Below are 25,136 nucleotides of genomic sequence, written 5' to 3'. Positions count from 1 at the left end.
ACCGCGACGGGTACTGGCTCAGTCTAACACCGTGCCGAGGGATCACCTGACACGCGAACGCGGGTCATCGATCGATGCTCAGGCCGGCGCGTTGATCGAACCCTTGAAATCGACCGCGAGGTGGAGAGCCTGCCATGGCGTCTCAGACACCGATGCCACCAGGTCGGCGGCACCGAGTCGCTGGCCGGGATCGCTCGCGAGCACGAGGATCGATGGGCCGGCACCCGACACCACGGCCGGGTAGCCTGCGGCCCGGAGGGCGACGATGAGGGCGTTGGTCTCGGGCATCGCTGCGGCCCGGTAGTTCTGGTGCAGCTTGTCCTCCGTTGCCGCGAGCAGCAGCTCGGGGCTCTGGATCAGCGCGGCGACGAGCAGCGCGGATCGCGAGACGTTGAAGACGGCGTCCTCGTGCGGGACGGAGTCCGGCTGCAGGCTGCGTGCGAGTGCCGTGGACATGACGTGTTCGGGAACGAACACAACGGGAGAGACGCCGCGGTGCACCATGAGCTTCTTGTGCTGCGGGCCCTCCGGGGTGGTCCACGCGATCGTGAGGCCGCCGAACAGGGCGGGTGCCACGTTGTCGGGGTGCCCCTCGAGCTCGGTCGCCAGCGCCAGCGCGTCGTTGTCCGAGATCTCCACGACGCCCTCGAGGATGCCCTTGGCCGCCATCACGCCCGAGACGATGGCCGCGCCCGACGACCCGAGCCCCCGTCCGTGCGGGATGCGGTTGCGAGCCTCGAGCCGGAGCCCGGGCAGAGCGTAGCCGTAGTGCGCCAGGACGTGGGCGATGGAGCGCACGACGAGGTGCGACTCGTCCGTCGGCACCTCACCGGCTCCGACGCCCTCGACGTGGATGTCGACGCCGGAGGTTGCCAGCACCTCGACGACGAGCTCGTCGTAGAGCGCCAGGGCGAGGCCGAGGGTGTCGAAACCGGGGCCGAGGTTCGCGCTGGTCGCAGGCACCTGCACGGAGATCCGGCGACCGACGAGTTCTGGCGCGAGGGCGTCGAGCGTCACGGCGGCGGTCATGCCTTCGCCAGGCCGAGCACGTCGGCGATCTCGGCGGTGTCGACGGCGACGCTCTCGGGCTGGATGTCGGAGCCGTCGGACGTGCGGAGAGCCCACTGCGGGTCCTTCAGGCCGTGACCGGTGACTGTGAGCACGACTGTGGCGCCGCGGCCGATGACGCCGGCCTCGGCCTGCTCGAGCAGGCCGGCGACGCTGATGGCCGATGCAGGCTCGACGAAGATGCCCACCTCGGCGGAGAGGATGCGCTGGGCCTCGAGGATGCGGGCGTCGTCGATGGCACCGAAGTAGCCGTCGCTGTTCTCCCGGGCCGCGATGGCGAGCTCCCACGACGCGGGGTTGCCGATGCGGATGGCGCTGGCGATGGTGTCGGGGTTCTTCACGACGTGGCCGACGACGATCGGGGCGCTGCCTGCCGCCTGGAAGCCGAACATGCGCGGCATCTTGGTCGTGACGCCACGCTGCAGCTCCTCGCTGTAGCCGCGGTGGTACGCCGTGTAGTTTCCGGCGTTGCCGACGGGCACGATGTGGAAGTCCGGAGCCTCGCGCAGCACCTCGACGACCTCGAACGCCGCGGTCTTCTGACCCTCGATGCGGTCGTTGTTGACGGAGTTCACGAGGTGGACGGGGTAGTTGTCTGCGAGCTCGCGGGCGATCTCGAGGCAGTCGTCGAAGTTTCCGCGCACCTGCAGCAGGCGACCGTTGTGGGCGATGGCCTGGCTGAGCTTGCCCATGGCGATCTTGCCCTCTGGCACGAGCACGGCCGCCGTGATGCCGGCGTGGGCGGCGTAGGCGGCTGCTGACGCGGAGGTGTTGCCCGTCGAGGCGCAGATGATCGCCTTGGCTCCGGCCTCGACGCCCTTGGTGACCGCCATCGTCATGCCCCGGTCCTTGAAGGAGCCCGTGGGGTTCATGCCCTCGAACTTGACCCAGACGTCGGCGCCGGTGCGCGCAGACAGCGCCGGTGCCGGGAGGAGCGGTGTTCCGCCCTCACCGAGCGTGACGATGGGGGTGGCATCCGTCACGTCCAGGCGGTCGGCGTACTCGCGGATGACTCCGCGCCACTGACGGGACTCGCGGATCTGCGGGGTGGTGCTCATGGTGGTTACGCTCCTTCAACTCGGAGGACGGATGCGACGCGGGCGACGACGCGGTTGGCAGCCAGGTCCGCGACGGTCGCGGCGAGCGCGGCCTCCCGGGCTTGATGGGTGCCGATGACGAGGATGGCTGTGGACTCTCCGCCGGGAGCCGCCGTGGCGACGGACTGCTCGACGGTCTCGACCGAGACGCCGTGTTCGGCGAAGACGCCGGCGATGGTGGCGAGGACGCCGGGTTCGTCGATGACGTCGAGGGTGACGGCGTAGCGTGTCGTCGCCTTGCCGATCTCGAGCACGGGAAGTCCGGCGTGCTTCGACTCGGTGAGTCCTGGACCACCGATGACGTGGCGGCGGGCGAGGGAGACGAGGTCGCCGAGCACGGCCGATGAGGTCTCGACTCCCCCGGCGCCGGCGCCGTAGAACATGAGGGCTCCTGCTGCCTCGGCCTCGACGAACACGGCGTTGTTGGCTCCATGGACGGCGGCGAGCGGGTGGCTGCGGGGCACCATGGCCGGATAGACCCGCACCGAGACGCCCTCGACACCCGATTCGGGGTCCGTCAGGCGCTCGCAGATGGCGAGGAGCTTCACGACGTGGCCCGAGTGCGCCGCCGAGGCGATCTGCGCGGCCGTCACGGCGGTGATGCCCTCCCGGTGCACGTCGTCGACCGACACCTCGGTGTGGAAGGCGAGACTCGCGAGGATGGCCGCCTTCTGCGCGGCGTCGAACCCGTCGACGTCGGCGCTGGGGTTGGCTTCGGCGAGGCCGAGCTCCTGAGCCGTCGCGAGCGCGTCCTCCAGGCTGTCGCCCTGGGTGTCCATGCGGTCGAGGATGTAGTTCGTGGTGCCGTTCACGATGCCGAGGATGCGCTTGACCCTGTCACCGGCGAGGCTCTCGCGCAGCGGGCGGATGATCGGGATGGCCCCGCCGACCGCAGCCTCGTAGTAGAGCTGGGCGCCGACCTGCTCGGCCGCGGAGAACAGCTCCGGGCCGTGGGTGGCCAGCAGGGCCTTGTTGCCCGTCACCACGTCGGCCCCCGAGTTCAGTGCCTGCAGGATGTAGGTGCGAGCCGGCTCGATGCCGCCCATGAGCTCGATCACGACGTCGGCTCCGAGGATCAGCCTCTCGGCATCCGTGGTGAACAGCTCGCGCGGCAGGTCGACGCTGCGCACGGCGTCGACGTCGCGCACGGCGATGCCGACGAGGTCGAGGCTGGCACCCACGCGGTGCGCGAGCTCGTCCCGGTCCTCGAGCAGCGATCGTGCGACCTGAGCTCCGACGGATCCTCCGCCGAGCAGGGCGACGCGCAGTGAACGGTAGGCGATCATCGGGCTCCCTCGAGTGGGTCCGTCTCGTCCGGCACCGGCACGGTGATGCCGGCGTCGCGCGAGAGGAGATCGGCCTCGGTCTCGCCGCGCACGATGATGCGCGCGGCTCCGTCGCGCACGGCGACGACGGGCGGACGGCCGAGATGGTTGTAGTTGCTGGCCAGCGACCAGCAGTAGGCGCCGGTCGCCGCGACGGCGAGCAGGTCGCCCGGCCGCACGTCGCCGGGCAGGTAGTCGGCGTCCACGACGATGTCGCCGGATTCGCAGTGCTTGCCGGCGACACGCACGAGGGCGGGGGCGGCATCCGTCACCCGGCTCGCGATGCGTGCCGTGTAGTCGGCTCCGTACAGCGCCGGGCGGGCGTTGTCGCTCATGCCGCCGTCGACGCTGACATAGGTGCGCACGCCACCGTCGACCTGGACCGGCTTGACGGTTCCGACCTCGTAGAGAGTGATGCCTGCCGGGCCGACGATGTAGCGGCCCGGTTCGATGGCGATGCGGGGAACCGGGATGCCGTGGCTCGCGCACGCCGCACCGACCGCATCGGCCATGCCAGCGGCGATCTGCTCGATGGGCGTCGGCTCGTCGGCGGCCGTGTAGGCGATGCCGAAGCCGCCGCCCAGGTTGAGCTCGGGAACGTCGCCGCCCTCGAGCAGCTCCGCGTGCACGGAGATCAGCCGCGAGGCCGATTCGGCGAATCCGCCGGCGTCGAAGATCTGCGAACCGATGTGGCAGTGCATCCCGAGGAAGCGGAGGGAGTCGTGACTGCGGATGTCGGCGACGAACCGGGCTGCATCGCTCAGCGGGACACCGAACTTCTGGTCCTCGTGCGCTGTGGCGAGGAACTCGTGGGTGTGGGCGTGCACTCCGCTGTTGACGCGGAGCCTCACTGACTGGACGCGCCCGGCTCTGGCCGCTGCGTCAGCGACCCGGTCGATCTCGATGCTCGAATCGATGACGATGGTACCGACGCCGACGGCGACGGCTCGCTCGATCTCGGCCAGCGACTTGTTGTTGCCGTGGAATCCGAGGCGTGCGGGGTCGATGCCGGCGGCGAGCGCGACGGCGAGCTCTCCCCCTGTGCACACGTCGATGTTGAGCCCGGCCTCCGCAACCCAGCGGGCGACCTCCGTGGAGAGGAAGGCCTTGCCCGCGTAGTACACGGCGACGGATGCGCCGACGCCGGCGAAGGCGGAATCGAAGGCCTCGACCACGCGCGCGGCGCGGGCGCGCACCTGCGCCTCGTCGGTCACGTAGAGCGGGGTTCCATAGCGGGCGGCGAGCTCTGCGGCGTCGACACCGGCGATGACGAGTCGCCCGGCTCCGTCGCGCGTCGCCGAGTCCGGCCAGACGCCGGCGGCCAACGCGTTGGCGTCTGCGGGCACGTCGAGCCACGCGGGGGCGGAGGGACGGGTGGTCACTGAAGGATCCTCGCAGTGGGATGACAGACGGATGACACTGCGCGGCGAGCGAACCCGGATTGGTCCCTGAAGCCGTGACGGCAGTCGCCCGATCGAACAGGGCGTCAGTACCCGAGGAGTCTATCGAGTCGGCTTCGCTGCCCACGAATCCATGACGGTCGGTGCCGCCAATCGTTACGCGGTGGCTCCGGGCCGGATCGTTGTGTGCACGCCCGGCAAAGGAGACGGCATCGCCTGCGAGAAGCGCTGAGAGCTCCGAGGTTCCGCGGCGACGGCTAGGAGCAGCTTCCGGTCTGCGCGAGGTCGGCGATGATCAGGTCCCTCGCCTGGAAGCGCACGGTGACGGAGTCGGGGGCGACATCGGCGCCGCTGAGATCGACCCCGGCCGGGATCTGGTCGGCGATGCAGAACGACACGGTGTTGTCGGCGAGCACGGCGTCGATCAGGCCGGAGACGTCGATCGCAGCCGACCCGGCGGCGAGCTCGCCCGAGGTCGGCGTGAAGACGAGGGAGTCCGTGGTCGTCGACGGCTCGGCGGTGAGGGTGAAGCTCAACGGGACGCCGAGAAAGGTCTGCGACGCCGTGTACGTGACGGTCTCGTCGCCCAGCTTGATGTCGGCGTCGGTGCCGTTCTTCTGCAGCAGGCTGTCGAGCCCGGCCTGGTCGAAGGACACGCTGCCGGTGACGGTGTTCACGGGCTTGCTCATGTCGGTCGGCACTCCGTTGGCCTGGATCGCGACGTCGAGCGGGGTGCCGTCGAAGGCGATGCCGTCGGCATCGACGTGCACAGATTCGAACGATCCGCCGAGGTACTGCGCGATGACGCTGGCCCCGCCGATTCTCACGTCGATGTCGTCAGGAGAGACCGTCGTGCCCTCCTCCGAACTCAGCTTCTCGGCGAACTTCTCGGCGACGAGCCTCTCGCCCGTGCTGCGCGCGATCGAGTCGGCGATGAAGAAGGCCGCGACGAGGGCGGCGACCACGACCACGGCGACGATCGCGAGCACGATGGGCCACCGCCTGCGGGTCTTCGGTGCTTCTGCTGCTGCGGTCATGGAGTCCCCCCGTGTCGAGTCGAACGTTACATGCGATCGGGCGCCGAGACGCCGAGCAGGTCGAGACCGTTGCGGATCACGATGCCCGTGGCGTCGTTCAGCCACAGCCTGGTGCGGTGCACGTCTTCGACGGCGCCGTCTCCCAACGGGATGACCCGGCAGTTGTCGTACCAGCGGTGATACAGCCCCGCGACCTCCTCGAGGTAGCGGGCGACCCTGTGCGGCTCCCGCAGCTCCGCCGACTGGGCGACGATGCGCGGGAACTCCTGGAGGGCGCCGAGGAGGGCCGACTCCGTCTCGTGCTCGAGCAGTTCCGGGGCGAACACGCTGCGGTCGACTCCGGAGCCAGCGGCATTGCGGGCGACGGCGGCGGTGCGGGCGTGGGCGTACTGCACGTAGAAGACGGGGTTGTCGTTCGTGCGGCGCTGCAGGATCTCGGGGTCGATGGTCAGGGGCGAGTCCGCCGGGTAGCGCGCCAGCGTGTAGCGGAGCGCATCCGTGCCCAACCAGGCCTGGAGATCGTCGAGCTCGATGATGTTGCCGGCGCGCTTGGAGAGCTTCGCCCCGTTGATGCTGACGAGCTGCCCGATGAGCACCTCGACGTCCTTCTCCGGGTCGTCGCCGGCGGCACCGGCGAGTGCCTTGAGGCGGTGGACGTAGCCGTGGTGGTCGGCGCCCAGGAGGTAGATCTTGTGTGCGAAGCCGCGGTCGCCCTTGTCGAGGTAGTACGCGGCATCGGCGGCGAAATAGGTGTAGACGCCGTTTCCGCGACGGATGACGCGATCCTTGTCGTCGCCGAAGTCGGTGGTGCGCACCCAGACGGCGTCGTCCTCGTCGTAGACGTGGCCCTGCGCGCGCAGCCGCTCGACGGCCGTGTCGATGGCGCTGATCCCGGCATCGTCGACGGCGTGGAGGCGGCGTTCGCTGGTGAACACGTCGAAGTGCACGTTGAAGCGCTCGAGCGACGCCCGGATCTCGCCGAGCTGCAGCTCGTAGGCGATCTCACGCGCCACGTGCAGGGCATCGGCGTCGTCGAGCTCGAGCAGCTTCGGCTCGCGCTCGAGAACGCGGGTGGCGAGGTCGGCGATGTAGCTGCCCGGGTAGCCGCCCTCCGGCGTCGGCTCGCCCTTCACCGCGGCCAGGATGGAGAGGCCGAAGGTGTCCATCTGGTTGCCGGCGTCGTTGATGTAGTACTCGTTGGACACATCGGCACCCGCGGCACGGAGCACCCTGCCGATCGAGTCGCCGAGGGCGGCCCACCGGGTGTGGCCGATGTGCAGCGGTCCGGTCGGGTTGGCGGAGACGAACTCGAGGTTGATCGCCGGGCCGGCCAGCGCCGTGCTGTGCCCGAACGACGCACCGGCGTCGACGATGGTCTTGGCGAGCGCACCGGCGGCAGCGGCATCGAGACGGATGTTGATGAAGCCGGGACCGGCGACCTCGACCGAGGCGATGCCGTCGACGTGGCTGATGCTCGTGGCGAGCTCCGCCGCGAAGTCGCGGGGGTTCATGCCGAGGCGCTTCGCGAGCTTCATGGCGATGTTCGACGCCCAGTCGCCGTGGTCGCGGTTCTTGGGGCGCTCGAGCGTGACATCCGACAGTTCGACGCTCACGTCTGAGTCGGAACCGGCCTCGCGTCGTCGTTCGAGCAGGGAGTTCACCTGGTCGAAGAGGGCTTGGGAGAGTTCGAGCGGAGTCACGAGCATCGATCTTACCGTCGGGCGCGGTTCGCTCAGCTTCAGTGCAGATCGGCGTTGGTAGGGTTCTGCCCATGCCCAGCCGTCTGCACAGCGCCTCCATCGTCGCTCTCCTTCCCGCCGTCCTGGCGGTCGGTCTGCTGGCCGGCTGCACTCCAGACGCCGGAACGCCGAACCCCTCGGCGTCGGTCCCGTCGGATTCCGCGACGGGTGGCTCCACGGAGCCGACGACAGACCCAGGGAGCACTCCCACCGATACTGTCGCCGCCGGCACCCCGATCACCATCGGGTGCGACGAACTGCTCACGACCGACGACGTCTACGCCTTCAACCCGAATGTCGGGGCTGCACCCGACTACACCCCGACCGTCGATTCCGTCGTCGCGGATGTGGCGGCTGACAACGGGCTCGCCTGCGGCTGGACCAACCAGAGCAGCGGCGAACTGATCGAGGTCGCCGTGGCCCAGCCCGACCCCGACCAGCTCGTCACGCTGAAGCAGAACGCTGCGGCCACGATGAACGCCGTTCCCACCTACGGCACTCCCCCGGCCGTCGACGGATTCTTCTCCCAGTCGCAGGACACGGGCACTGTGCAGGTCTTCACCGAAGCCGGCTATTGGCTGGTGGCGCGGTCCACGGCGTTCTTCGAGCCCGGCGACGCTGTCGGCATCATCACGCCCGCCATGTCGCACCTCCCGTAGCGGCCGACCGAGGAGCCCGGTCTGCGGCGTCGGCACCGTCGGCCATGGGGTATTCTCGTTCGAGTGCGCCTCCGTAGCTCAGGGGATAGAGCGCCGGTTTCCGGTACCGTAGGTCGGGGGTTCGAATCCCTCCGGGGGCACAGTCGCGAGACGCCCGATCCGTTCAGGATCGGGCGTTTCTTTCGTTCCGAGCCGCCACGGCCGCCTCCTCGCGTCCTCCGGCTCGATCCGGTGCAGAAGCACTCGATCCGGTGCAGAATCGAGGGAGAGGCACCGTGGACGGGTACATCTCCTCCGATGACATGGTGACGCGGCAACTCGAGGCCCGCGGCATCCGGGACCCCGCCGTGCTCGCCGCCATGCGCACGGTTCCCCGTGAGGCGTTCGTGCCCCGGGAACTGGTGGGCCACGCCCACGACGACAGGCCGCTGCCCATCGGCTCCGACCAGACCATCTCGCAGCCCTACATCGTGGCGCGGATGCTCGAGGCGGCCGAGCTCGGAGCAACGACCCGGGTTCTCGATGTCGGCACGGGCAGTGGCTACGCCGCTGCCGTCGCGGCGGAACTCGCGCAGGACGTCGTCTCGATCGAACGCATTCCCGAGCTGGCGGATGCCGCGGCCGGCCGCCTGCGCGCACTGGGCCGCACCGCCATCACCGTGCTCGTCGGCGACGGCACCCTGGGCGCACCGGAGTACGCCCCGTTCGACGCGATCATCGCCGCGGCGGCCGCGCCGGACATTCCTCCCGCGTGGGTGGCCCAGCTCGCTCCGCACGGGCGCATCGTGCTGCCCATCGAGTCGGCCTCCGGAGAGCAGGAGCTCATCGTCGCCTCCCTCGGCGACGATGGGGTCCTGAGCCGCAGAAGCCTCGGCCCCGTGCTGTTCGTGCCGCTGATCGGCGAGGCGGGGCTGTCGCGCCGACGACGGGAGAGCAGGCGCCGGAGGAGGTGACGAGTCGCGAGCACGCGATTCGCGCGTGGGTTCGCGCGTCGGTTCGACGGCACAGCTACTGTGCTCCGTGTGCCGAGGGGGCATACTGAGGATCGTGCCGGCGACGTTCGTAGTGGTTCCCCAGTGGCAGGGCTCGGTCTCAGCCCGCGCCATGAGACTCATCGACGGAGCGGATGCGATCCGCGGCGATCTGCCCTCGTCCGCGACGCGATCGGTCGACGTTCCCGTCGGCGCCGGTGAGGCGCTCGAGACCGGTGTCGCACGCTTCTCCTCCCTGCTGCGCGTGCGCGATCTCCTGCGCGAGACCCTGGCCGAGCTCGACGGACCGACTGTCGTGATCGGCGGTGACTGCGCGGTGTCTCTCGCGGCCGTCGAGCGGGCGGCGTCATCCGCTGACGACCTCGCCGTCATCTGGTTCGACGCCCACCCCGACCTCAACACACCGGAGTCCAGCCCGTCGGGAGGCTTCAGCGGCATGGTGCTGCGCACCATCCTCGGCGAGGGTCCGGCCGAACTCGTTCCTCCGGAGGGATCACGCCTGCGCACCGATCGCCTCGTGCTCGCCGGCGTACGCGACGTCGATCTGGGCGAGGAGCTGTACATCGCCGGAAACGGCATCCGTTCGCTCACCGTCGACGAGCTCCTCGATCCCCAGGCGCTGGTGGCTGCGTTGGCTGCGACCGATGCGAGCCGCGTCTACGTGCACATCGACCTCGACGTCCTGGACCCGGCCGCCATCAGCGGTCTCGACAATCCGGTGCCGTTCGGACTCTCCGTCGAGACGCTCACCGCCCTGATCGGCGCCGTGCGATCGCAGGCGACGGTCGTCGGTGCGACCATCGCGGGATTCGCTCCCGCGGCGCCGGCGGATGCGGCCGAGGACCTTCCCGCGATCCTGCGCATCATCGGTTCGCTCACGCGCGGCTGAGAGCACTGTCAACCGGTCCCCCGCCCGCCGGTCGCCGGTTAGGCTGCCGACATGACGACGCGTGAGTACGACCTCATCATCATCGGAGCCGGACCTGTCGGAGAGAACGTGGCCGATCGCGCCGCGTCCGGTGGACTCTCGGTCGTGATCGTGGAGGCCGAACTCATCGGCGGCGAATGCTCGTACTGGGCCTGCATCCCCTCGAAGGCGATCCTGCGCCCCGGCGCGGCCATCGCCGCCGCCCGCCGCGTGGGAGGAGCTGCCGAGGCTGTGAACGGCTCGATCGACGTGGCAGCAGTGCTGAAGCGACGCGACTACTGGGTGAGCGACTGGGACGACAGCGGACAGGTCGAGTGGCTGCAGGGCGTCGGCGTCGACCTCGTGCGCGGTCACGGCCGCATCACCGGGCCTCGGGCCGTGTCGGTGACCGGCCCCGACGGGACGACAACGTCCCTTCTCGCCCGCCACGCTGTCGTCGTGAGCACGGGCTCGGCGGCGCTGATCCCCGACATCCCGGGATTCGCCGAGATCGAGCCATGGACCAGCCGCGAGGCCACGGGAGTCCAGACGGTTCCGCAGCGCCTCGCGATCCTGGGCGGCGGCGTGGTCGCGGCCGAGATGGCCACGGCGTACGTGTCGTTCGGCACCGAGGTCACTCTCATCGCTCGCAGCGGACTCCTGGGCGGCCTCGAACCCTTCGCCGGGGAAGCCGTGGTGCAGGCGCTCCGCGACGCCGGGGCATCCGTTCACCTCGGACGATCCATCGCCTCGGCGACCCGTGCGGATTCCGGAGAGGTGCTGTACACGCTCGACGACGGCACGGAGCTGGTGGCCGATGAGCTCCTGGTCGCCACCGGGCGCACTCCGCGCAGCGAGGACCTCGGCCTGGAGACCATCGGACTGAAGCCGGGCAGCTGGCTCGACGTCGACGAGACCCTGCGGGTCCGCTCCCAGGGGAACCCGCAGCTCGACGGCGGCTGGCTCTACGCCGTCGGCGACGTCAACCATCGCGTGCTGCTCACGCATCAGGGCAAGTACCAGGCCCGGGCAGCCGGCGACGTGATCGTCGCCCGGGCCCGAGGACTCGCGCAGGATGGCGGCACGTGGGGCGTTCACGCCGCGACGGCTGACCACCGCGCCGTTCCGTCGGTCGTGTTCTCGGAGCCGGAGGTCGCATCGGTCGGCCTCACCGCGGATGCCGCCGAGAAGGCCGGCCTGCGCGTGAAGGTGCTCGACTACGACCTCGGCACCGTGTCGGGCTCCGGCCTGCACGCCGACGGCTACACGGGCCAGGTGCGCGCCATCGTCGATCTCGACCGCGAGGTGCTCGTGGGCATGACCCTGCTCGGCCCCGATGTCGCCGAGATGCTGCACGCCGCCACCATCGCCATCGTCGGCGAGGTTCCGATGGAGCGTCTCTGGCACGCTGTGCCGGCCTTCCCCACCATGAGCGAGGTCTGGCTGCGCCTGCTCGAGGCCTACGGAAGACCGACCGCCGAGGACTGAAGTCCTCCGCCTGCCACGCCTAGGCTGAGGCCATGAAGCGCTTCCTCTTCGACTCCCGATTCAGCCGCCTCGGCTATCTCTACGGCACCACGGTGGGGTTCACATGGGGCTTCATCTGGAGCACCGGGCGCGTCGAGAAGCGGGAGGGACTCTGGGTCTTCCGCGGACTTCCCGGCTGGGCCTACCGTCGGGGCGGCGTCTGCGTCGGCGGCTGCTATCTCACCGGCCAGAACGTGTCGGACGCCGTGCTCGAGCACGAGGCCGTGCACAAGAGGCAGTGGCAGCGCTACGGATTCCTCATGCCCGTGCTCTACCTGTTCGCAGGTCGCGACCCCCTGAAGAACCGCTTCGAGATCGAGGCGGGGCTCGAGAAGGGTGGCTACCTGCGGTAGCGGAAGTCACCGCTGGTCGAGTGATGACCGAGCGAAGCGAGGACACGTATCGAGACCACCCTCATGGGTGATCTCGATACGCCGACTCGCTGCGCTCGCGGGCTACGCGATCAGCGCAGAACGGCCGATCAGGCCTTCGCGGCCGCCGCACTCAGCGAGGCGACGAGGTCGTCCAGACCCCAGGTGAGCGAGAGCGCCGTGGGCGGTGAGACTGCGGCGATGAACTCGGTCCCGACGACCTGAGCGGCTGCACCGCGGCCGACGGCCGGGAGAGCCTTCGTCGTCGGCGAGGTGAGGAAGGCATCCGCCTCCTCCTGGGTGTCGGAGTAGCTCAGGATGATGTCGCTGTCGAGCTTGTCGAGCTGCTCGTAGCTCAGCGTGTAGAAGAACGGGGCCTCCCCGTTGTCGAGCTCGTCGACCGCAGGAGCGTTCTTCAGCCCCAGGGCGGACAGGAACTCGACGCGGGGGTCCGCCGACTTGTACACGTAGAAGGTTCCGCCGACATCCCAGACCGCCGCGATGGTCTTGCCGTCGAGTTCGGGGTGCGCCTCGGCCTGGTCGGCCAGCGTCTTGTCGAGGTCGGCGAGCACGGCGTCGGCCTTCGTTGACTTGCCCAGGGCTTCGCCGACGGTGGAGATGACGTCGCGCCACGGGGTGGTCCAGGCATCGCCGGTGTAGGCGACGACGGGAGCGATGTCGCTCAGGGTGTCGTACTGCTCCTGCGTCACGCCGGAGTACGGGGCGAGGATGACGTCGGGCTCAGCCTCGATGATCTCCTCGTACGGAACCGTCTCGCCGTCATCGGTGAGCAGGGTCGGGGTCTCGGCCCCCAGTTCCTCGAGCTTCTTCGCGACCCAGGGCAGAACTCCGTCGGCGTTGGCGCCGTAGCTCTGCTGGGCCATCGCGACGGGAACGACGCCGACGGCGAGCGCCGCCTCGGTGCTCCCCCATCCCCACGTCGCGACGCGGGTGGGCGCCTCGTCGATCTCGGCGGTGCCGAAGTTCGACTCGAAGCTCACGGGGAAGGCGTCGCTCGAGGCCGCGGTGGTCTCATCGGTGTCCGAAGGGGAGGCGGAGCAGCCGGAGAGCACGAGGGCGGTCGCTGCGGCTGCAGCGAGGGCGACGTGACGGACGCGGGGTCTGAAGGGCATGGAGGTCTCCCGGTAGAAGTGGGGGGTGTTTAGGGTAGCCTACCCTAATTCCTCGGCGCGGTGGTGCCGCCCGATGGGGATGACGAGCGGGGATCCGGCGACGGGATCCGTCGTCACGACGCAGTCCAGGTCGAACGCCGTGCGCACGATGTCGGCCGTGATGACGTCGGCGGGAGCGCCCTGCGCGACGATGCTGCCTGAGGACATCACGACGAGGTGATCCGCATAGCGGGCGGCGAGGTTCAGGTCGTGCAACACGATCACGACGGTGGCCCCGCGATCACGGTTGAGATCGGTCAGCAGGTCGAGCAGCTCGAGCTGGTGCGTCGCGTCGAGGAAGGTGGTGGGCTCGTCGAGCAGCACGATGTCGCTGCGCTGCGCGAGCACCATCGCGATCCACACCCGCTGGCGCTGACCGCCCGAGAGCTCCTCCACCCGGCGGTCGGCCAGTTCGAGCGTGCCTGTCGCGGCCAGGGACTCGGCCACGATGCGGTCGTCGTCGCTGGAGCGGGATCGGAACCAGCCCTGGTGCGGATGGCGCCCTCTGGAGACGAGGTCGGACACCAGAACGCCGTCCGGAGCGATGGGCTGCTGCGGCAGAACCGACACCACCTTCGCGACCTCGCGCGGCGAGAGGCTGCCGAGGTCGCGGCCGTCGAGCGTGAAGCTGCCGGCGCTCGGACGCAGGAGCCTGGCGAACCCGCGCAGCAGGGTGGACTTGCCGCAGGCGTTGGGTCCGACGATGACGGTGATGGCACCGTCGGGAAGGGCGAGACTGAGTCCGTCGACGACAGTGCGATCGTCGTAGCCGAGCGAGACCTGATCGGCGCTGAGGACGTGCCTGCGCCGCTCGGACGCCGGTGCGGCCCGCTCGGGCAGACGCGGGTCGGGAGACTGGGGTGACGTCATCCGTCGGATCCCTTCCGGTTGCCGGCTGCGATCAGCCAGAGCAGATAGGGGGCTCCGATGAGCCCCGTGATGATCCCGACCGGAACATGCAGGCCGCCGGGAAGGAGGTGCTGGCCGACGATGTCGGCGAACACCACGACGGCGGCACCGACGAGGGCGGATGCCACCAGTCCTGCTCCCCCGTTCCGCACGAGCGAGCGGGCGATGGGCGCCGAGACGAGCGCGACGAACGCGACGGGACCGGCGATGGCCGTGCCGACGGCGACCAGCGCGACGCCGAGCACGATAGCAGCGGCCCGGGAACGCGTGCTGTCGACGCCGAGCGCCTGCGCGGTGTCGTCGTCGAGCTGCAGGATCGGCATCCGTCGCGACAGGACGAGCACGAGGACGAGCAGCACGACCAGGCTCGCGGCTGCGGCGGCGACCTCCGGCCAGCTGGTGTCGCCGATGCCGCCGATCATCCAGACCAGGGCCTGCGACGCACCGCGCACATCGGCGCGGGTCAGCAGGTAGCCGAGGGCGGCCTGCACCAGGGCGGCCAGCCCGACGCCGATGAGCACGAACCTGTAGCCGACGAGCCCGCCGCGCCAGGCCAGAGCCCACATGAGGGCTGCGATGCCGAGGGCGCCGATGAACGCCGCGATTCCCAGAGCCGCACCCGACTGCCCGAGCACGAGCAGGGTGAAGACCGCTGCGAGGCTGGCTCCCCCGGTGACGCCGAGGATATCGGGGCTGGCCAGGGTGTTCCGCAACGTCGTCTGGAAGAGCGCCCCGGCGAGCCCGAAGGAGACACCGGCGATGAGGGCCGTCGTCACCCTGGGCAGGCGCAGCCTGAACACGATGAGTTCCTGCACGCGCGTGCCCTGTCCGACCAGCGTGGTGATGATGTCGGCCGGGGAGAGTCCGGATGCCCCGAGGGACAGGGCTGTGATGACCCCGAGCAGCACCACGACGCCGAGCGCGATGCCGACGACCACCGAGCGTCGGCGTCGGCGCATCCGCCCACCCGCGACCAGGGTGATGCCCTGCTCGATGATTCCGGCCCCGACGCCGGTCGCGGCACTCACATTCCCGCCAGACGCGCCCGGCGCACGATCGCGATGAGCATGGGGGCGCCGATGAAGGCGACGACGATGCCCGCCTCGAGCTCCGCCGGTGCCACCAGCACGCGTCCGATCACATCGGCCGCGAGCAGGAGGATCGGGCCGAGAGTGAGGCAGTACGCGAGGATCCAGCGGTAGTCGGGCCCGGTGATGCGCCTGGCCACGTGGGGCACGACGAGGCCGACGAGCGCGATGGGGCCGGCGAGCGCCGTCGCGGTTCCGGCGAGCACGATGACGGCCAGCGCCGCGAGCACGTGCGTGACAGCCGGACGTTCCCCCAGTCCGCGAGCCACGTCGTCCCCCAGGGCGAGGAGGTTGAGTCGCCGCCCGAGCAGCAGGGCGAGCACGAGCCCGACCACCAGGAACGGCCAGAGTGCGCCGGCCGTGGCGAGCTCGCGTCCCGCGAGCGAGCCGACCGACCAGAACCTGTACTGGTTGAGGGTGTCGAGGTCGGAGATGAGCAGCAGGGTGATGAGCGGAGTCGCGGTGGCCATCACGGCGGCTCCCGTGAGGGCGAGCTTCACCGGTGTCGCGCCGTCGCGTCCGCTCGATCCGATGACGAACACGATGACTGCGGCCAGGGCAGCCCCGACGAAGGCGAACCAGATGAAGCCGTCAGGGGTGGAGATGCCGAGTACGGAGATGGCCACGACGACGGCGAGCGAGGCGCCGGCATTGATGCCGAGCAGCCCGGGGTCGGCGATCGGGTTGCGCGTGACGCCCTGGATCACGGCACCGACGAGGGCGAGCGCCGCTCCGGCCATGATGCCGATCACCGTGCGCGGTACCCGCAGTTCCCGGATCACGAGGTGATCGACGTTGCCAGCGACGGGTGCGACCAGCCCGTTCCACACGTCGGTCAGCGACACCGCCCTGGCGCCGATGGTGAGGCTGGCGACCACGACACCGATGAGCACGACGACGGATGCCGCGAACACGATCCAGCGCAGGCCGCGACGTCGGCGCGCGCCAGTGATGGCGGGAGCGGCTCCCGCGGTGTCTGTCGTCGTCACGTCAGTCGAGCTCGGCGCGACCGAGGCGCCAGTAGCCCATGAAGGCGACGGAGCGGCGGTCGAGACCGGCCTCGCTCACGAGGAAGCGACGCAGCGTCTTGATGACAGAGGCCTCTCCCGCGATCCAGGCGTAGAACTCGCCGTCGAGGCTGTGACCCTCCGGCACGTCCCACAGCATCTCGCGGTCGACGTCGATGTCGTCGAGCGGCGATGGGGCATCATCCGGGTGGCCCTGCACCTTGCGCACAGTCCAGTCACGGACGGCGGGGATGAGGGCTCCGCCCTGGGGGATGCCGCCGCCACGCGGGTGCCAGCGCACCGAGACGCCGGCAGGGGCATCGACGATGAGGGCGTCGCCCGGGGTCGGGATCTCGATGATGGCGCATCCCTGCGCGTCGGCCGGGAGGCTCTCGAGGATGGCGCAGATGGCCGGGGCCGCTGTCTCGTCGCCGGCGAGCAGCACCGTGCGCACGTCGCCGGGGCGCCAGTCGATGCCGATCGTGCGACCCGGGCTGCGCTCATCCGGTCCGACGACGAGCGACTCGTCGCCGAGCTGGACCGACGCCGCCCACGCCGAGGCCGGGCCCGTCTCACCGTGCATGGCGAAGTCGATGTCGAGCTCGCGCAGCTCTGGCCGCACGGCGCGGACGGTGTAAGTGCGGAACGGGTTGCGGTGCTCCTCGGGCAGCTCGCGCCAGTCGCGGTACCAGTCGACGGTGCGGGGGAAGTGCGCGAAGCCGGAGTCGGCGAGCGGCAGCACGATCTTCACGCGCTGGTCGAGACCGGCCGTGCCGAAGTCGGCCAGCTCGTCACCGGTGAGCGTGAGCCTCACGAAATGCGGGCTCAGTCGCCGGATGCCGCTCACTGTGGCGGAGAAGGCACGGTAGGCGGGCCGCGGTTCGACGACCGCCTCGACCGGACTCTGTGAGGTAAGCATTACCTAAGTCTTACACACTCGTCTGGCGCTCGCTGAGCGGTGCACTGTGCGACCGCATTGCACCCTGAAGCGGGCCGAGCCCGGTCACCGCCCGAGGCGCGCGTCGCGCGCCGCTGTCCTCCGGGCCCTCACCGGGCGCCGTTCACCAGACCGGCGGGTGCCGATCCTGCCAGCGCAGCCGCCGCTCGAGCTGGGTGCCGATCGCCAGCAGCGTCGCCTCTCCCCCGGGGCGTCCGATGATCTGCACGCCCATCGGCAGGCCGCTCTCGGTCTGGTGCACGGGCAGCACGATCGCCGGCAGGCCGGACACGTTGATCATCGATGTGAACGGGGTGTAGAGCACCTGCTGCACGAAGTTGCGATCACCATCGGACTCGTCGTACCAGCCGACGGGTCGGGGTGTCATGGCGAGCGCGGGAGTCAGCACGGCGTCGAAGCTGGAGAGCTGCCGGATGAGCGACTTCTCGTACGCGGTGAGCACTCCGAGGGCCTCGGCCAGTTCCCGGGCCTGGAGCGACCGGCCTCGGCCGACGAGCCAGCGGGTCAACGGCTCGAGCAGCGCGAGCTGCTCCGGGGTCTCGGCGGGGATGGAGGCGGCTCCGGCCTGCCAGAGCGTGCGGAAGGCGGGTGCGTAGCTCTCGTCGGGCTCGAGCGCCGTCTGCTCGATCCCGTGTCCCATGTCGCCGAGCATCGTGACGGCCAGGTCGAGGGCCGCGAGCGCCTCGGCCTCGACCAGCACGTCGTGGGCACTGTCCCACGCCGACGTGGTCATCACGCCGAGCTGGAAACGACCCTCGCCCCTGATCGCCGCTGCGAGGAACGGCCCGTCCTGCTCCGGGGCACGGAGGGCGAACGGATGCGCCGGTCGCGAACCGTCCGGCGTCACGAGCGCATCGAGCAGCAGGGCGGCATCCGTCACGGTCCTGGCGATGGGACCGGCGACGACCAGTCCGCCGAGAGAGTCGATGCCGCTCTGCGACGGCACCCGGCCGCGCGACGGCTTGAGTCCGACGAGGCCGCAGGCCGCTGCGGGGATGCGGATGGAGCCACCCCCGTCGGAGCCAGGGGCGAATGGCAGGAGTCCAGCCGCGACCGCGGCCGCTGCGCCGCCGCTGGACCCGCCCGCGCCGAGCGCGGTGTTCCACGGGTTGCGCGTGGCACCCGCGGCCAGGCTCTCGGTGTAGGCGGGGAGGCCGAACTCGGGACTGGCGGTCTTGCCCAGGCTCACGCCGCCCGCCGCATCCATGGCCTCCACGACTGCGTCCGATTCCTCGGGGATGTAGTCGGCGAACAGCCTGGAGCCGAACCCCGTCGGCACTCCCGCTCGCTGCCAGAGGTCCTTGTCGCCGATGGGCAGACCCCAGATGGGAGCCGTGCGACGGTCGGAGGCCTCGAGGGCACGAGCGCGTTCGAGGGCGGCATCCGGAGTCACCGTGACGAAGGCGCCGATCTCCCCGTCGATGCGCGCTATGCGCTCGAGGTAGTGCGCTGCCAGTTCCGTCGGTGACGTCTCCCCGGACTGCAGCAGCGTCCATTGGTGCAGTGCCGTGTATTCATGCAGTTCCCCCACACGGCCGAGCCTACTGCTGCTCGCCTTGGGGGCACCGTGGCGCCGGGCCGACGAGCGATGGCGTCCGAGGCCACCGTAGGCTCGACACATGGCACGCCAGCACTTCGACCCCATGGGAACCACAGCCGTCATCACCGGCGCCAGCAGCGGTCTGGGGGTGGAGTTCGCGCACGAGTTCGCCCGACGCGGCGCCGATCTGGTCCTCGTGGCGCGACGACAGGAGCGGCTGGAGGCCCTCGCCGTCGACCTCGCCGAACGCTACGGCACCGAATCGACCGTCATCCCGCTCGACCTGACGGCTCCGGATGCCGTCGACGAGCTGGTGCGCGACATCGAGACCCGCGGCATCCGCGTCGGGAGCCTGGTCAACAACGCCGGTTTCGCCAGCTACGGCCGATTCGGCGATATCGACCGTGCGCGTCTCGACGATGAAGTGCAGCTGAACGTCTCCGCCCTGACCCAGCTCTCCCGGGCGTTCTGGGGACCGTTGACCGCGCACAGCCGCACCTCGCCCGGCAACGGCGCGCTCGTGAACATCGCGAGTGTCGTGGCGTTCCAGCCCGTGCCGTTCATGGCCGTCTACGCGGCGTCCAAGTCCTACGTGCTGAGCCTCACCGAGGCGCTCTGGTACGAGGCGAAGGGCACCGGGCTCAAGGTCACTGCGCTCTGCCCCGGCCCGACGGCAACCGAGTTCACGGAGGTGGCCGGCAACGGCGACCTGTTCTTCCGCAACCCGCAGACGGCCGCGCAGGTCATCGAGACGGCCTTCAGGGCGCTCGACGCCCGGTCGACCCCGCCGTCGATCGTCAGCGGAGCCGGCAACGCTGCCGGAGCCTCGCTCGTGGGGCTCGTTCCCAAGCGATCGCTCCTGACGGCGCTGGGCCGCGCTACATCGCCGAAGCGGGCGACGGCGCCGACGTCGCGGGCGTGATGGTCACGGCCCCTCGAAGACGGTGATGTGCAGGCTTCCCGGCGCGTCGAAGCGTGCATTGAGGGATTCCCACGGGGTTCTGACGGGCGGCGCGACGACGAATGCCCCGGCCTCGGCCAGCTCGTCGGCCACCGTGGCGGCGTCGGCGACCTCGAAGGCCAGCCTGATGTGCGGGGCGACCTGACGGCCCACCTCGACGTCGTCGATCATGCGCTTCTGGGCCGGGTTGGCGATCTCGAGGGTGGCGCGGCCGGCATCGAGGATGACGACGCGCGCTCCGCCGTCGGCCTCGTAGGCCTCCTGCTCCGGCATGCCGAGGGCATCGCGGTAGAAGGCCAGCGCCTGCTCGAAGTCCTCGGCCTCGACCACCACGCGCAGCTGCAGCACGCGACCGGCGGGGGTAGGGGCGGCATCCGTCGCTGCGTCAGGGCTGGGATGCGCCGGCTTGCCCGTGTCCTCGCCAGTGTCGTTGCGTGTCGCGTCGCCTGTCGCATCGCCTGTGGCGTCGGTCATCGACCTCTCCGTCCCTGTCTCGCTACTTGAGGCTCTTCTGCAGCATGACGGTTCCGAGCCACCTGTCGAACTTGAACCCGACGCGGCCCATGCGGCCGATCTCCTTGAAGCCGAACTTCTCGTGGAGGTGCAGTGAGGCCCCTGCTCCCTGGTCGGCGATGACCGCGATGATCTCCTTGAGGCCCGCTGCCTTGGACTTCTCGATGAGCTCGGCCAGCAGCGCCTGCCCGAGTCCCTTGCCCGCGGCTGCCGGTCCGAGGTAGATCGAGTTCTCGACGGTGAACCTGTAGGCGCGCTTCTGCTTCCACGGCGCCACGAGGGCGTAGCCGAGGATGACCCCGCGCGGTGACTCGGCGACGATGAACGGCATGCCGAGCTTCGCCAGGTAGGCGTACTTCGCCTTCCACGCACGCAGGGTCATGGCCTCGGTGTCGAAGGTGACCGTGCTGTTGGCCACGTAGTAGTTGTAGATCTCGCGCACGTGGGGCAGGTCGGCCGGCTTCGCGTCGCGCATCGAGTACTCGAACGGCGGCTCGTCGGGTGCCGGCTTGCGCAGGTGCGGCGGGAGGGTGCGCCGGGGCTGGTATTCCTCTTCGAGCATGATGACAGGCTACCGCCGGCGGGTCAGAACAGAGCCGGTTCCGCACCGTCCGTCGCGGCTGCGGGCAGGGTCCAGTCCACGGGGTCTGCGCCCTGTTCCACGAGCAGGGAGTCGGCCCGGCTGAACGGCTTCGATCCGAAGAACCCGCGTCGTGCCGACAGGGGGCTCGGATGCGCCGACTCGATGATCGGGGTCTCGGCGAGGAGCGGAGCCAGGCTGGCGGCATCCCGCCCCCAGAGCACGGCGACCAATGGGCTCCGTCGGGCGACGAGGGCGCTGATGGCGCAGTCGGTCACCCGCTCCCAGCCGCGCCCACGATGCGATCCGGCCTCCCCCGGGCGCACGGTCAGCACCCTGTTGAGCAGAAGCACGCCGCGGTCGCTCCACGCCGACAGGTCTCCGTGGGGCGGTGTCGCGATGCCCAGGTCGTCCCGCAGTTCGGTGTAGATGTTCGAGAGGCTGCGAGGCAGCGGACGCACGTGCGGATCGACGGCGAAGGACAGGCCGATCGGATGCCCGGGCGTCGGGTACGGGTCCTGGCCGACGATCAGAACCTTCACCTCGGCGAGCGGCGCCCGGAACGCCCGCAGCACGTTCTCGCCCGCCGGGAGGTAGCCACGCCCCTCCGCTGTCTCCGTGCGAAGGAAACCGCCGAGGTGGGCCAGGTCGTCGGCGACGGGCGCGAGAGCCGCGGCCCAGCCCGCGTCGACGAGCCCGGCTTCGGCCAGCTCGGGAAGCGACAGCGCGCCGTCGGTCATGCGAATCCCCCGGAGACGGTACTCAGGCGCCGAGGGTGCTCACCAGCACGCCGGTCTCGGACGGGATGGCACGCCAGACGCTGCCGGCGCCCGACACGACCAGTCCGCCCTCGCCCACGACGAGCACGGTGTCCTCGTCGATGGCGAGTCCGCCGTCGATGAGCCCGGCCTCTGCTGCGGCGATGAGCCTGGAGACGCTGCCCCACTGGGCGGCGTGAACGTCGATGGAGACGTCGAGCAGTCCGATGCCCTGCTGCACCGTCACCTCGTCGAGGTCTTCGGATGCGTCTTCCGGGCAGACGGCGACGTCGCCGATGCGCCATCCGCCGACCAGCGCCCGCTCGGCCGCGATGGCTGCGCCTGCGGAGAATCCGAGGTAGGGAACGCCCGCGGCGACCTGGCGCCGGATCTCCCCGGCGAGCGGCGCGACGGCGTCGTTGTATGCGGGAGTGAGCCCACCGCCGATGACGATGCCGTCGACGTCGGTCAGGGCGGTCGCCGGAATCTGCGCACCCTCGGCGACGGCGGTGACGTGGGCGTCGAAGGTGCCGCATGCCGACAGCACGGAGATGAGCTTCTCGGCGTGCTCCTCGGCGTCGCCGGTGCGCACGGCGATGATCGCGATGCGCGGGTGCTCGCGTCCACTGCCGAGTCCGCGCTCGAGCGCCTCGATGATGAAGGCCCCGTAGACCTCGGGCGCGGAATCAGGCGACCAACCGCCGCCGACCAGATGAACACTCATGCCACGAGCCTAACGGCGCTGGACCAACCGTCGCCGGTCTCGTCGACTCCGTTGTTCACGTGGGTGCCGTGGACCCAGACCGAAGTTCTTGCGGGTGTAAAGCCCGCGGCACTCACGGGAACTGCGGACTCGATGTCGGGATCCGCAGCTCGATCAGCGGCGAGAGGATGCGCGCTTCGGGCGCCGACTCCGCCAGGCCCCAGCGAGCGGGAGCAGTAGCGGTCGCCAGCAGCTAGACGGTGACCGGCGGCTCGGCCGACCACGGGAACGTGATCCAGCGGTCGGTCGCCTTGTACGAGAAGTCCGGCACGAGCACAGTGCGGGGCTTCGTGTACAGCGCTGCCGTGCGGAGCTCGCATCCGGTCTCCTGCAGGATCCCGACCACCTTGGCGAGGGTGTGCCCGGAGTCGGACACATCGTCGACGAGCAGAACGCGCTTGCCCGCGAGAGAGGGCGCATCCAGCATCGGGCCGGACAGGACCGGCTCGGGCAGTCGCTCATCGACTCCCGTGTAGAACTCCACGTTGATCGACCCGCAGTTCTTGGTGCCCAGCGCATAGGAGATGGAGCCGGCCAGCAGCAGCCCGCCCCGGGCGATCGCGATGACGACCTCGGGCTGGAAGCCGCTGCGCAGCACCTCTTCGGCGAGTCCGCGTGATGCGAGGTGGAACGCATCCCACGTGAGCACCTCGCGCTCGATCTGGTCGGTTCCGGCATCGCCCGCATCGAAGGTCATGCAGTCGAGACTACCGACCGCAGCCGGCCCCGACGCGCAGCGGGATGCCGATGCCCGTCAGCCCTCGCGAACGCTCAGCGGGCCCCGAGCCACCAGGTGCGGCGCCGACTGGGCGACGGGCTTGATGACGATGAGGTCGAGGTCGACGTGGGCGGGCCGCTCGACGGCGTCGACGATGGTCTCGGCGACGTCCTCCGCGCTCAACGGGTTCTCGACGCCGGCATAGACGGCATCCGCTCGCTCCTGGTCGCCGTCGAAGCGCACCAGGGCGAACTCGTCGGTCTTGACCATGCCCGGCGCCACCTCGATCACCCGGATGGGCTCGCCGTTCAGTTCGAGGCGCAGCACCTCGGTCATGGCGTGGGCCGCGAACTTGGCGGCGTTGTAGCCGCCGCCTCCGACATAGGCGACGTGGCCCGCGATCGACGTCACGGTGAGGATGGTCGCCGCTCCGCCCTCGGCAGCAATGCTCGAACGCAGCAGCGGGAGCACCGCACTGGTCACGCGCTGCACGCCGAGCACGTTGATCTCGAACATCCACGCCCAGTCGTCGGGGTCGCCGTTCTCGACAGAGTCGAGGCCCTTGGCCCCGCCCGCGTTGTTGACGAGGGCGTGCACCGGGCCCGTTGCCGCGAGGTGGTCGCGCAGTGCGTCGACGTCGGCCTGCTTCGTGAGGTCGGCGACGACGTAGGACGCACCGGTCTCGGCGGCGAGCGCCTCCAGGCGGTCGGCTCGGCGGGCGACGCCCACGACCTCCCAGCCATGGGCGCGGAACCGGCGAACGGTCGCCGCTCCGATCCCTGAACTCGCACCGGTGACAACCACTCGCCTCATCTGCATGCTCATAGTCTGTCAGCACTGTCGAGGGCCACTGCGCGGCATCCGGCGCTGCAAGAATGAACGGATGACCGTGACTGCTCCCCCGCACCGGAAGCCGCGTGCCCCGCACCGCGTTCCGCTGTGGGACAACGCTCGCTGGCTCGCCATCGCGCTGGTCGTCGTCGGTCACGGCATCCTGCCGCTGATCGCCGATTCGGATGCCGCCTACGCGGTCTACCTCTTCATCTACTCGTTCCATGTGCCGGTGTTCGTGGCCGTGAGCGGATACATGGCCAAGGCGACGTCGCCGGGCACCAGGCAGATCAAGCGGCTCCTGACCGACATCGTCGTTCCGTACATCATCTTCGAGACCATCTGGACGACCATCCGCTGGCTGCTCGGCGGCAGGTTCGTGCTCGACTACGCGACAGCCAGCTGGACCCTCTGGTTCCTCATCGCCCTCGCCCTCTGGCGGGTGCTGCTCCCCTACCTCGCGGTGCTCCGCTACCCGCTCATCATCACGATGGCCATCTCGGTCTTCGCCGGCTACTTCGCCGCCATCGATGCGACGCTCGCGCTGTCGCGCACCATCGGCCTGCTGCCGTTCTTCGTCTTCGGCTGGGCCCTGCGCCAGCGCCAGATCACCGGCCGCTGGCTGGCACTGCCGCCGCGGGTCATCTGGCGCTGGCGGGCCGGAGCGCTCGCACTGTTCCTCGCCCTCGCCGTGTCGATCGCCGTCTTCATCGAACCCCTGCGCGACCTGAAGGTGCGCCGCTTCCTGCTCTACGACGAGCCGTATCCGACCATCGGCTATCCGGAGTGGTGGGCCGGCGGCATCCGTCTCGGCCTCATGCTCTTCGCCATGGTGCTGGCCATTGCGTTCCTCATGCTGCTTCCGCGGAAGCCCACCTGGTTCACGGCGCTCGGCGGAGCGACCATGTACATCTACCTGCTGCACTCGTTCCTGCTGTTCCCGCTGCGGGAGTCCGGCGTGCTCGACGGCCCCCAGCCGTGGTGGGTGCTGCCCGGCATGATCCTGCTCTGCCTGTCCATCGCCCTGCTGCTCTCGCAGCGGTTCGTGCGCCGGGTGTTCCGGCCGCTGGTCGAGCCGAGGGTCACGTGGCTGTTCCGGCGCGAGGCCCCATCGGCCTCGGCACCGAAGGAGACCCTGCACCTCCCTCCACCGGCTGCGCCGCCCGGGCCGCCGCCCGCTTCCTGAACGGATGCCTCGAATCCGGTTACCGCGTGT

At 70.0% G+C, this 25,136-nt stretch carries 25 protein-coding genes and 1 tRNA gene; 8 read left to right on the top strand and 18 right to left on the bottom strand.

Features of this window, described 5'->3' with window-relative positions; all coding sequences use genetic code 11:
• Positions 1-78 precede the first annotated feature (78 nt).
• The 6 genes from thrB to ASC59_RS01050 all read right to left on the bottom strand — a co-directional run bounded on the left by thrB (position 79) and on the right by ASC59_RS01050 (position 7,627).
• The gene (gene thrB / locus ASC59_RS01075; RefSeq protein WP_055817575.1) at positions 79-1,029 is read right to left on the bottom strand and encodes a homoserine kinase; all 951 of its coding nucleotides are present in this window, start codon (positions 1,027-1,029) and stop codon (positions 79-81) included.
• Positions 1,026-2,126 (bottom strand): threonine synthase, encoded by a 1,101-nt coding sequence (thrC, locus tag ASC59_RS01070; RefSeq protein ID WP_055817573.1) that lies wholly within the window; start codon positions 2,124-2,126, stop codon positions 1,026-1,028. The genes thrB and thrC overlap by 4 nt, the downstream gene beginning before the upstream one ends.
• Positions 2,127-2,131: 5 nt before the next feature.
• Positions 2,132-3,451, bottom strand: a complete 1,320-nt coding sequence (locus tag ASC59_RS01065) for a homoserine dehydrogenase (RefSeq protein WP_055817571.1) — start codon at positions 3,449-3,451, stop codon at positions 2,132-2,134.
• The gene (lysA, locus tag ASC59_RS01060; protein WP_055817568.1) at positions 3,448-4,872 is read right to left on the bottom strand and encodes a diaminopimelate decarboxylase; all 1,425 of its coding nucleotides are present in this window, start codon (positions 4,870-4,872) and stop codon (positions 3,448-3,450) included. Before lysA ends, ASC59_RS01065 begins: the two co-directional genes overlap by 4 nt.
• Before the next feature lie 275 nt (positions 4,873-5,147).
• Positions 5,148-5,927, bottom strand: a complete 780-nt coding sequence (locus ASC59_RS01055; protein ID WP_055817567.1) for an LmeA family phospholipid-binding protein — start codon at positions 5,925-5,927, stop codon at positions 5,148-5,150.
• A gap of 26 nt (positions 5,928-5,953) precedes the next feature.
• Entirely contained in the window at positions 5,954-7,627 is a 1,674-nt protein-coding gene (locus tag ASC59_RS01050; RefSeq protein WP_055822607.1) for an arginine--tRNA ligase, read from the bottom strand.
• A 71-nt stretch (positions 7,628-7,698) separates the two neighbouring features.
• On the opposite strand from ASC59_RS01050, the gene ASC59_RS01045 reads away from it, so the two are divergent.
• The 6 genes from ASC59_RS01045 (at position 7,699) to ASC59_RS01020 (ending at position 12,104) form a co-directional block, all read left to right on the top strand.
• Positions 7,699-8,325 carry an iron ABC transporter ATP-binding protein gene (locus ASC59_RS01045; RefSeq protein WP_157487891.1) on the top strand — a complete coding sequence of 209 codons (627 nt, stop codon included), beginning with the start codon at positions 7,699-7,701 and terminating at the stop codon, positions 8,323-8,325.
• A 67-nt stretch (positions 8,326-8,392) separates the two neighbouring features.
• Positions 8,393-8,465, top strand: a tRNA-Arg gene (locus tag ASC59_RS01040).
• Positions 8,466-8,600: 135 nt separating this feature from the next.
• Positions 8,601-9,278, top strand: coding sequence for a protein-L-isoaspartate(D-aspartate) O-methyltransferase (locus ASC59_RS01035; protein WP_235492540.1), 678 nt, complete (start codon positions 8,601-8,603; stop codon positions 9,276-9,278).
• Between the two features lie 94 nt (positions 9,279-9,372).
• A complete protein-coding gene (locus ASC59_RS01030; protein ID WP_235492539.1) occupies positions 9,373-10,206 on the top strand; it encodes an arginase family protein in 834 nt (277 codons plus the stop codon).
• A 51-nt stretch (positions 10,207-10,257) separates the two neighbouring features.
• On the top strand, positions 10,258-11,712 hold the full coding sequence (locus ASC59_RS01025; RefSeq protein ID WP_055817563.1) for a dihydrolipoyl dehydrogenase family protein: 1,455 nt from the start codon (positions 10,258-10,260) through the stop codon (positions 11,710-11,712).
• A 32-nt stretch (positions 11,713-11,744) separates the two neighbouring features.
• Positions 11,745-12,104 (top strand): hypothetical protein, encoded by a 360-nt coding sequence (locus ASC59_RS01020; protein WP_055817561.1) that lies wholly within the window; start codon positions 11,745-11,747, stop codon positions 12,102-12,104.
• Positions 12,105-12,232: 128 nt separating this feature from the next.
• On the opposite strand, the gene ASC59_RS01015 is transcribed toward ASC59_RS01020, so the two are convergent.
• The 6 genes from ASC59_RS01015 to ASC59_RS00990 form a co-directional block, all read right to left on the bottom strand.
• Positions 12,233-13,255, bottom strand: coding sequence for an iron-siderophore ABC transporter substrate-binding protein (locus ASC59_RS01015; protein ID WP_055817559.1), 1,023 nt, complete (start codon positions 13,253-13,255; stop codon positions 12,233-12,235).
• 39 nt (positions 13,256-13,294) lie between these two features.
• Positions 13,295-14,164: an ABC transporter ATP-binding protein gene (locus tag ASC59_RS01010; protein WP_082513319.1), complete on the bottom strand. Its 870-nt coding sequence runs from the start codon at positions 14,162-14,164 to the stop codon at positions 13,295-13,297.
• Complete coding sequence (locus ASC59_RS01005) at positions 14,161-15,231, bottom strand: FecCD family ABC transporter permease (RefSeq protein ID WP_235492538.1); 1,071 nt, start codon at positions 15,229-15,231, stop codon at positions 14,161-14,163. The genes ASC59_RS01010 and ASC59_RS01005 overlap by 4 nt, the downstream gene beginning before the upstream one ends.
• Entirely contained in the window at positions 15,228-16,280 is a 1,053-nt protein-coding gene (locus ASC59_RS01000) for a FecCD family ABC transporter permease (RefSeq protein WP_055817557.1), read from the bottom strand. The genes ASC59_RS01005 and ASC59_RS01000 overlap by 4 nt, the downstream gene beginning before the upstream one ends.
• 1 nt (position 16,281) lies before the next feature.
• Positions 16,282-17,217, bottom strand: a complete 936-nt coding sequence (locus tag ASC59_RS00995) for a siderophore-interacting protein (protein WP_055817555.1) — start codon at positions 17,215-17,217, stop codon at positions 16,282-16,284.
• Positions 17,218-17,359: 142 nt separating this feature from the next.
• Positions 17,360-18,787, bottom strand: a complete 1,428-nt coding sequence (locus ASC59_RS00990; protein ID WP_055817553.1) for an amidase — start codon at positions 18,785-18,787, stop codon at positions 17,360-17,362.
• 88 nt (positions 18,788-18,875) lie between these two features.
• On the opposite strand from ASC59_RS00990, the gene ASC59_RS00985 reads away from it, so the two are divergent.
• Positions 18,876-19,718, top strand: coding sequence for an SDR family NAD(P)-dependent oxidoreductase (locus ASC59_RS00985; protein ID WP_200942279.1), 843 nt, complete (start codon positions 18,876-18,878; stop codon positions 19,716-19,718).
• Positions 19,719-19,721: 3 nt separating this feature from the next.
• Here the strand turns inward: ASC59_RS00985 and ASC59_RS00980 are convergent, their stop codons facing one another.
• The 6 genes from ASC59_RS00980 to ASC59_RS00955 form a co-directional block, all read right to left on the bottom strand.
• Complete coding sequence (locus ASC59_RS00980; RefSeq protein ID WP_082513318.1) at positions 19,722-20,231, bottom strand: VOC family protein; 510 nt, start codon at positions 20,229-20,231, stop codon at positions 19,722-19,724.
• 22 nt (positions 20,232-20,253) lie between these two features.
• Positions 20,254-20,832, bottom strand: coding sequence for a GNAT family N-acetyltransferase (locus ASC59_RS00975; RefSeq protein ID WP_055817551.1), 579 nt, complete (start codon positions 20,830-20,832; stop codon positions 20,254-20,256).
• A 23-nt stretch (positions 20,833-20,855) separates the two neighbouring features.
• Positions 20,856-21,590, bottom strand: a complete 735-nt coding sequence (locus ASC59_RS00970) for a uracil-DNA glycosylase (RefSeq protein WP_055817549.1) — start codon at positions 21,588-21,590, stop codon at positions 20,856-20,858.
• A gap of 22 nt (positions 21,591-21,612) precedes the next feature.
• Positions 21,613-22,332 (bottom strand): Type 1 glutamine amidotransferase-like domain-containing protein, encoded by a 720-nt coding sequence (locus ASC59_RS00965; RefSeq protein ID WP_055817548.1) that lies wholly within the window; start codon positions 22,330-22,332, stop codon positions 21,613-21,615.
• 232 nt (positions 22,333-22,564) lie between these two features.
• Positions 22,565-23,068 carry a phosphoribosyltransferase gene (locus ASC59_RS00960; protein ID WP_055817546.1) on the bottom strand — a complete coding sequence of 168 codons (504 nt, stop codon included), beginning with the start codon at positions 23,066-23,068 and terminating at the stop codon, positions 22,565-22,567.
• 57 nt (positions 23,069-23,125) lie between these two features.
• Positions 23,126-23,908, bottom strand: a complete 783-nt coding sequence (locus ASC59_RS00955; protein WP_200942273.1) for an SDR family NAD(P)-dependent oxidoreductase — start codon at positions 23,906-23,908, stop codon at positions 23,126-23,128.
• A gap of 64 nt (positions 23,909-23,972) precedes the next feature.
• Between ASC59_RS00955 and ASC59_RS00950 the strand changes: the two genes are divergently transcribed.
• On the top strand, positions 23,973-25,106 hold the full coding sequence (locus ASC59_RS00950) for an acyltransferase family protein (RefSeq protein WP_055817542.1): 1,134 nt from the start codon (positions 23,973-23,975) through the stop codon (positions 25,104-25,106).
• Positions 25,107-25,136: the final 30 nt, after the last annotated feature.

The sequence above is a fragment of the Leifsonia sp. Root1293 genome (genome assembly GCF_001425325.1).
Classification (GTDB): domain Bacteria; phylum Actinomycetota; class Actinomycetes; order Actinomycetales; family Microbacteriaceae; genus Orlajensenia.
The sequence above is the reverse complement of the archived record's forward strand: the minus strand, read 5'-3'. Positions and strand labels throughout refer to the sequence as shown.

Bases quoted from the DNA above. Each gene is read 5' to 3' on its own strand.
- thrB (WP_055817575.1), bottom strand. From the start codon at position 1,029: ATGACCGCCGCCGTGACGCTCGACGCCCTCGCGCCAGAACTCGTCGGT.
- ASC59_RS01010 (WP_082513319.1), bottom strand. From the start codon at position 14,164: ATGACGTCACCCCAGTCTCCCGACCCGCGTCTGCCCGAGCGGGCCGCA.
- thrC (WP_055817573.1), bottom strand. From the start codon at position 2,126: ATGAGCACCACCCCGCAGATCCGCGAGTCCCGTCAGTGGCGCGGAGTC.
- ASC59_RS00955 (WP_200942273.1), bottom strand. From the start codon at position 23,908: ATGCAGATGAGGCGAGTGGTTGTCACCGGTGCGAGTTCAGGGATCGGA.
- ASC59_RS00985 (WP_200942279.1), top strand. From the start codon at position 18,876: ATGGCACGCCAGCACTTCGACCCCATGGGAACCACAGCCGTCATCACC.
- ASC59_RS01020 (WP_055817561.1), top strand. From the start codon at position 11,745: ATGAAGCGCTTCCTCTTCGACTCCCGATTCAGCCGCCTCGGCTATCTC.
- ASC59_RS00970 (WP_055817549.1), bottom strand. From the start codon at position 21,590: ATGACCGACGGCGCGCTGTCGCTTCCCGAGCTGGCCGAAGCCGGGCTC.
- ASC59_RS00995 (WP_055817555.1), bottom strand. From the start codon at position 17,217: ATGCTTACCTCACAGAGTCCGGTCGAGGCGGTCGTCGAACCGCGGCCC.
- ASC59_RS01015 (WP_055817559.1), bottom strand. From the start codon at position 13,255: ATGCCCTTCAGACCCCGCGTCCGTCACGTCGCCCTCGCTGCAGCCGCA.
- ASC59_RS00980 (WP_082513318.1), bottom strand. From the start codon at position 20,231: ATGACCGACGCCACAGGCGATGCGACAGGCGACGCGACACGCAACGAC.
- ASC59_RS00965 (WP_055817548.1), bottom strand. From the start codon at position 22,332: ATGAGTGTTCATCTGGTCGGCGGCGGTTGGTCGCCTGATTCCGCGCCC.
- ASC59_RS00960 (WP_055817546.1), bottom strand. From the start codon at position 23,068: ATGACCTTCGATGCGGGCGATGCCGGAACCGACCAGATCGAGCGCGAG.
- ASC59_RS00950 (WP_055817542.1), top strand. From the start codon at position 23,973: ATGACCGTGACTGCTCCCCCGCACCGGAAGCCGCGTGCCCCGCACCGC.
- ASC59_RS00975 (WP_055817551.1), bottom strand. From the start codon at position 20,832: ATGCTCGAAGAGGAATACCAGCCCCGGCGCACCCTCCCGCCGCACCTG.
- ASC59_RS01025 (WP_055817563.1), top strand. From the start codon at position 10,258: ATGACGACGCGTGAGTACGACCTCATCATCATCGGAGCCGGACCTGTC.
- ASC59_RS01065 (WP_055817571.1), bottom strand. From the start codon at position 3,451: ATGATCGCCTACCGTTCACTGCGCGTCGCCCTGCTCGGCGGAGGATCC.
- ASC59_RS01045 (WP_157487891.1), top strand. From the start codon at position 7,699: ATGCCCAGCCGTCTGCACAGCGCCTCCATCGTCGCTCTCCTTCCCGCC.
- ASC59_RS01055 (WP_055817567.1), bottom strand. From the start codon at position 5,927: ATGACCGCAGCAGCAGAAGCACCGAAGACCCGCAGGCGGTGGCCCATC.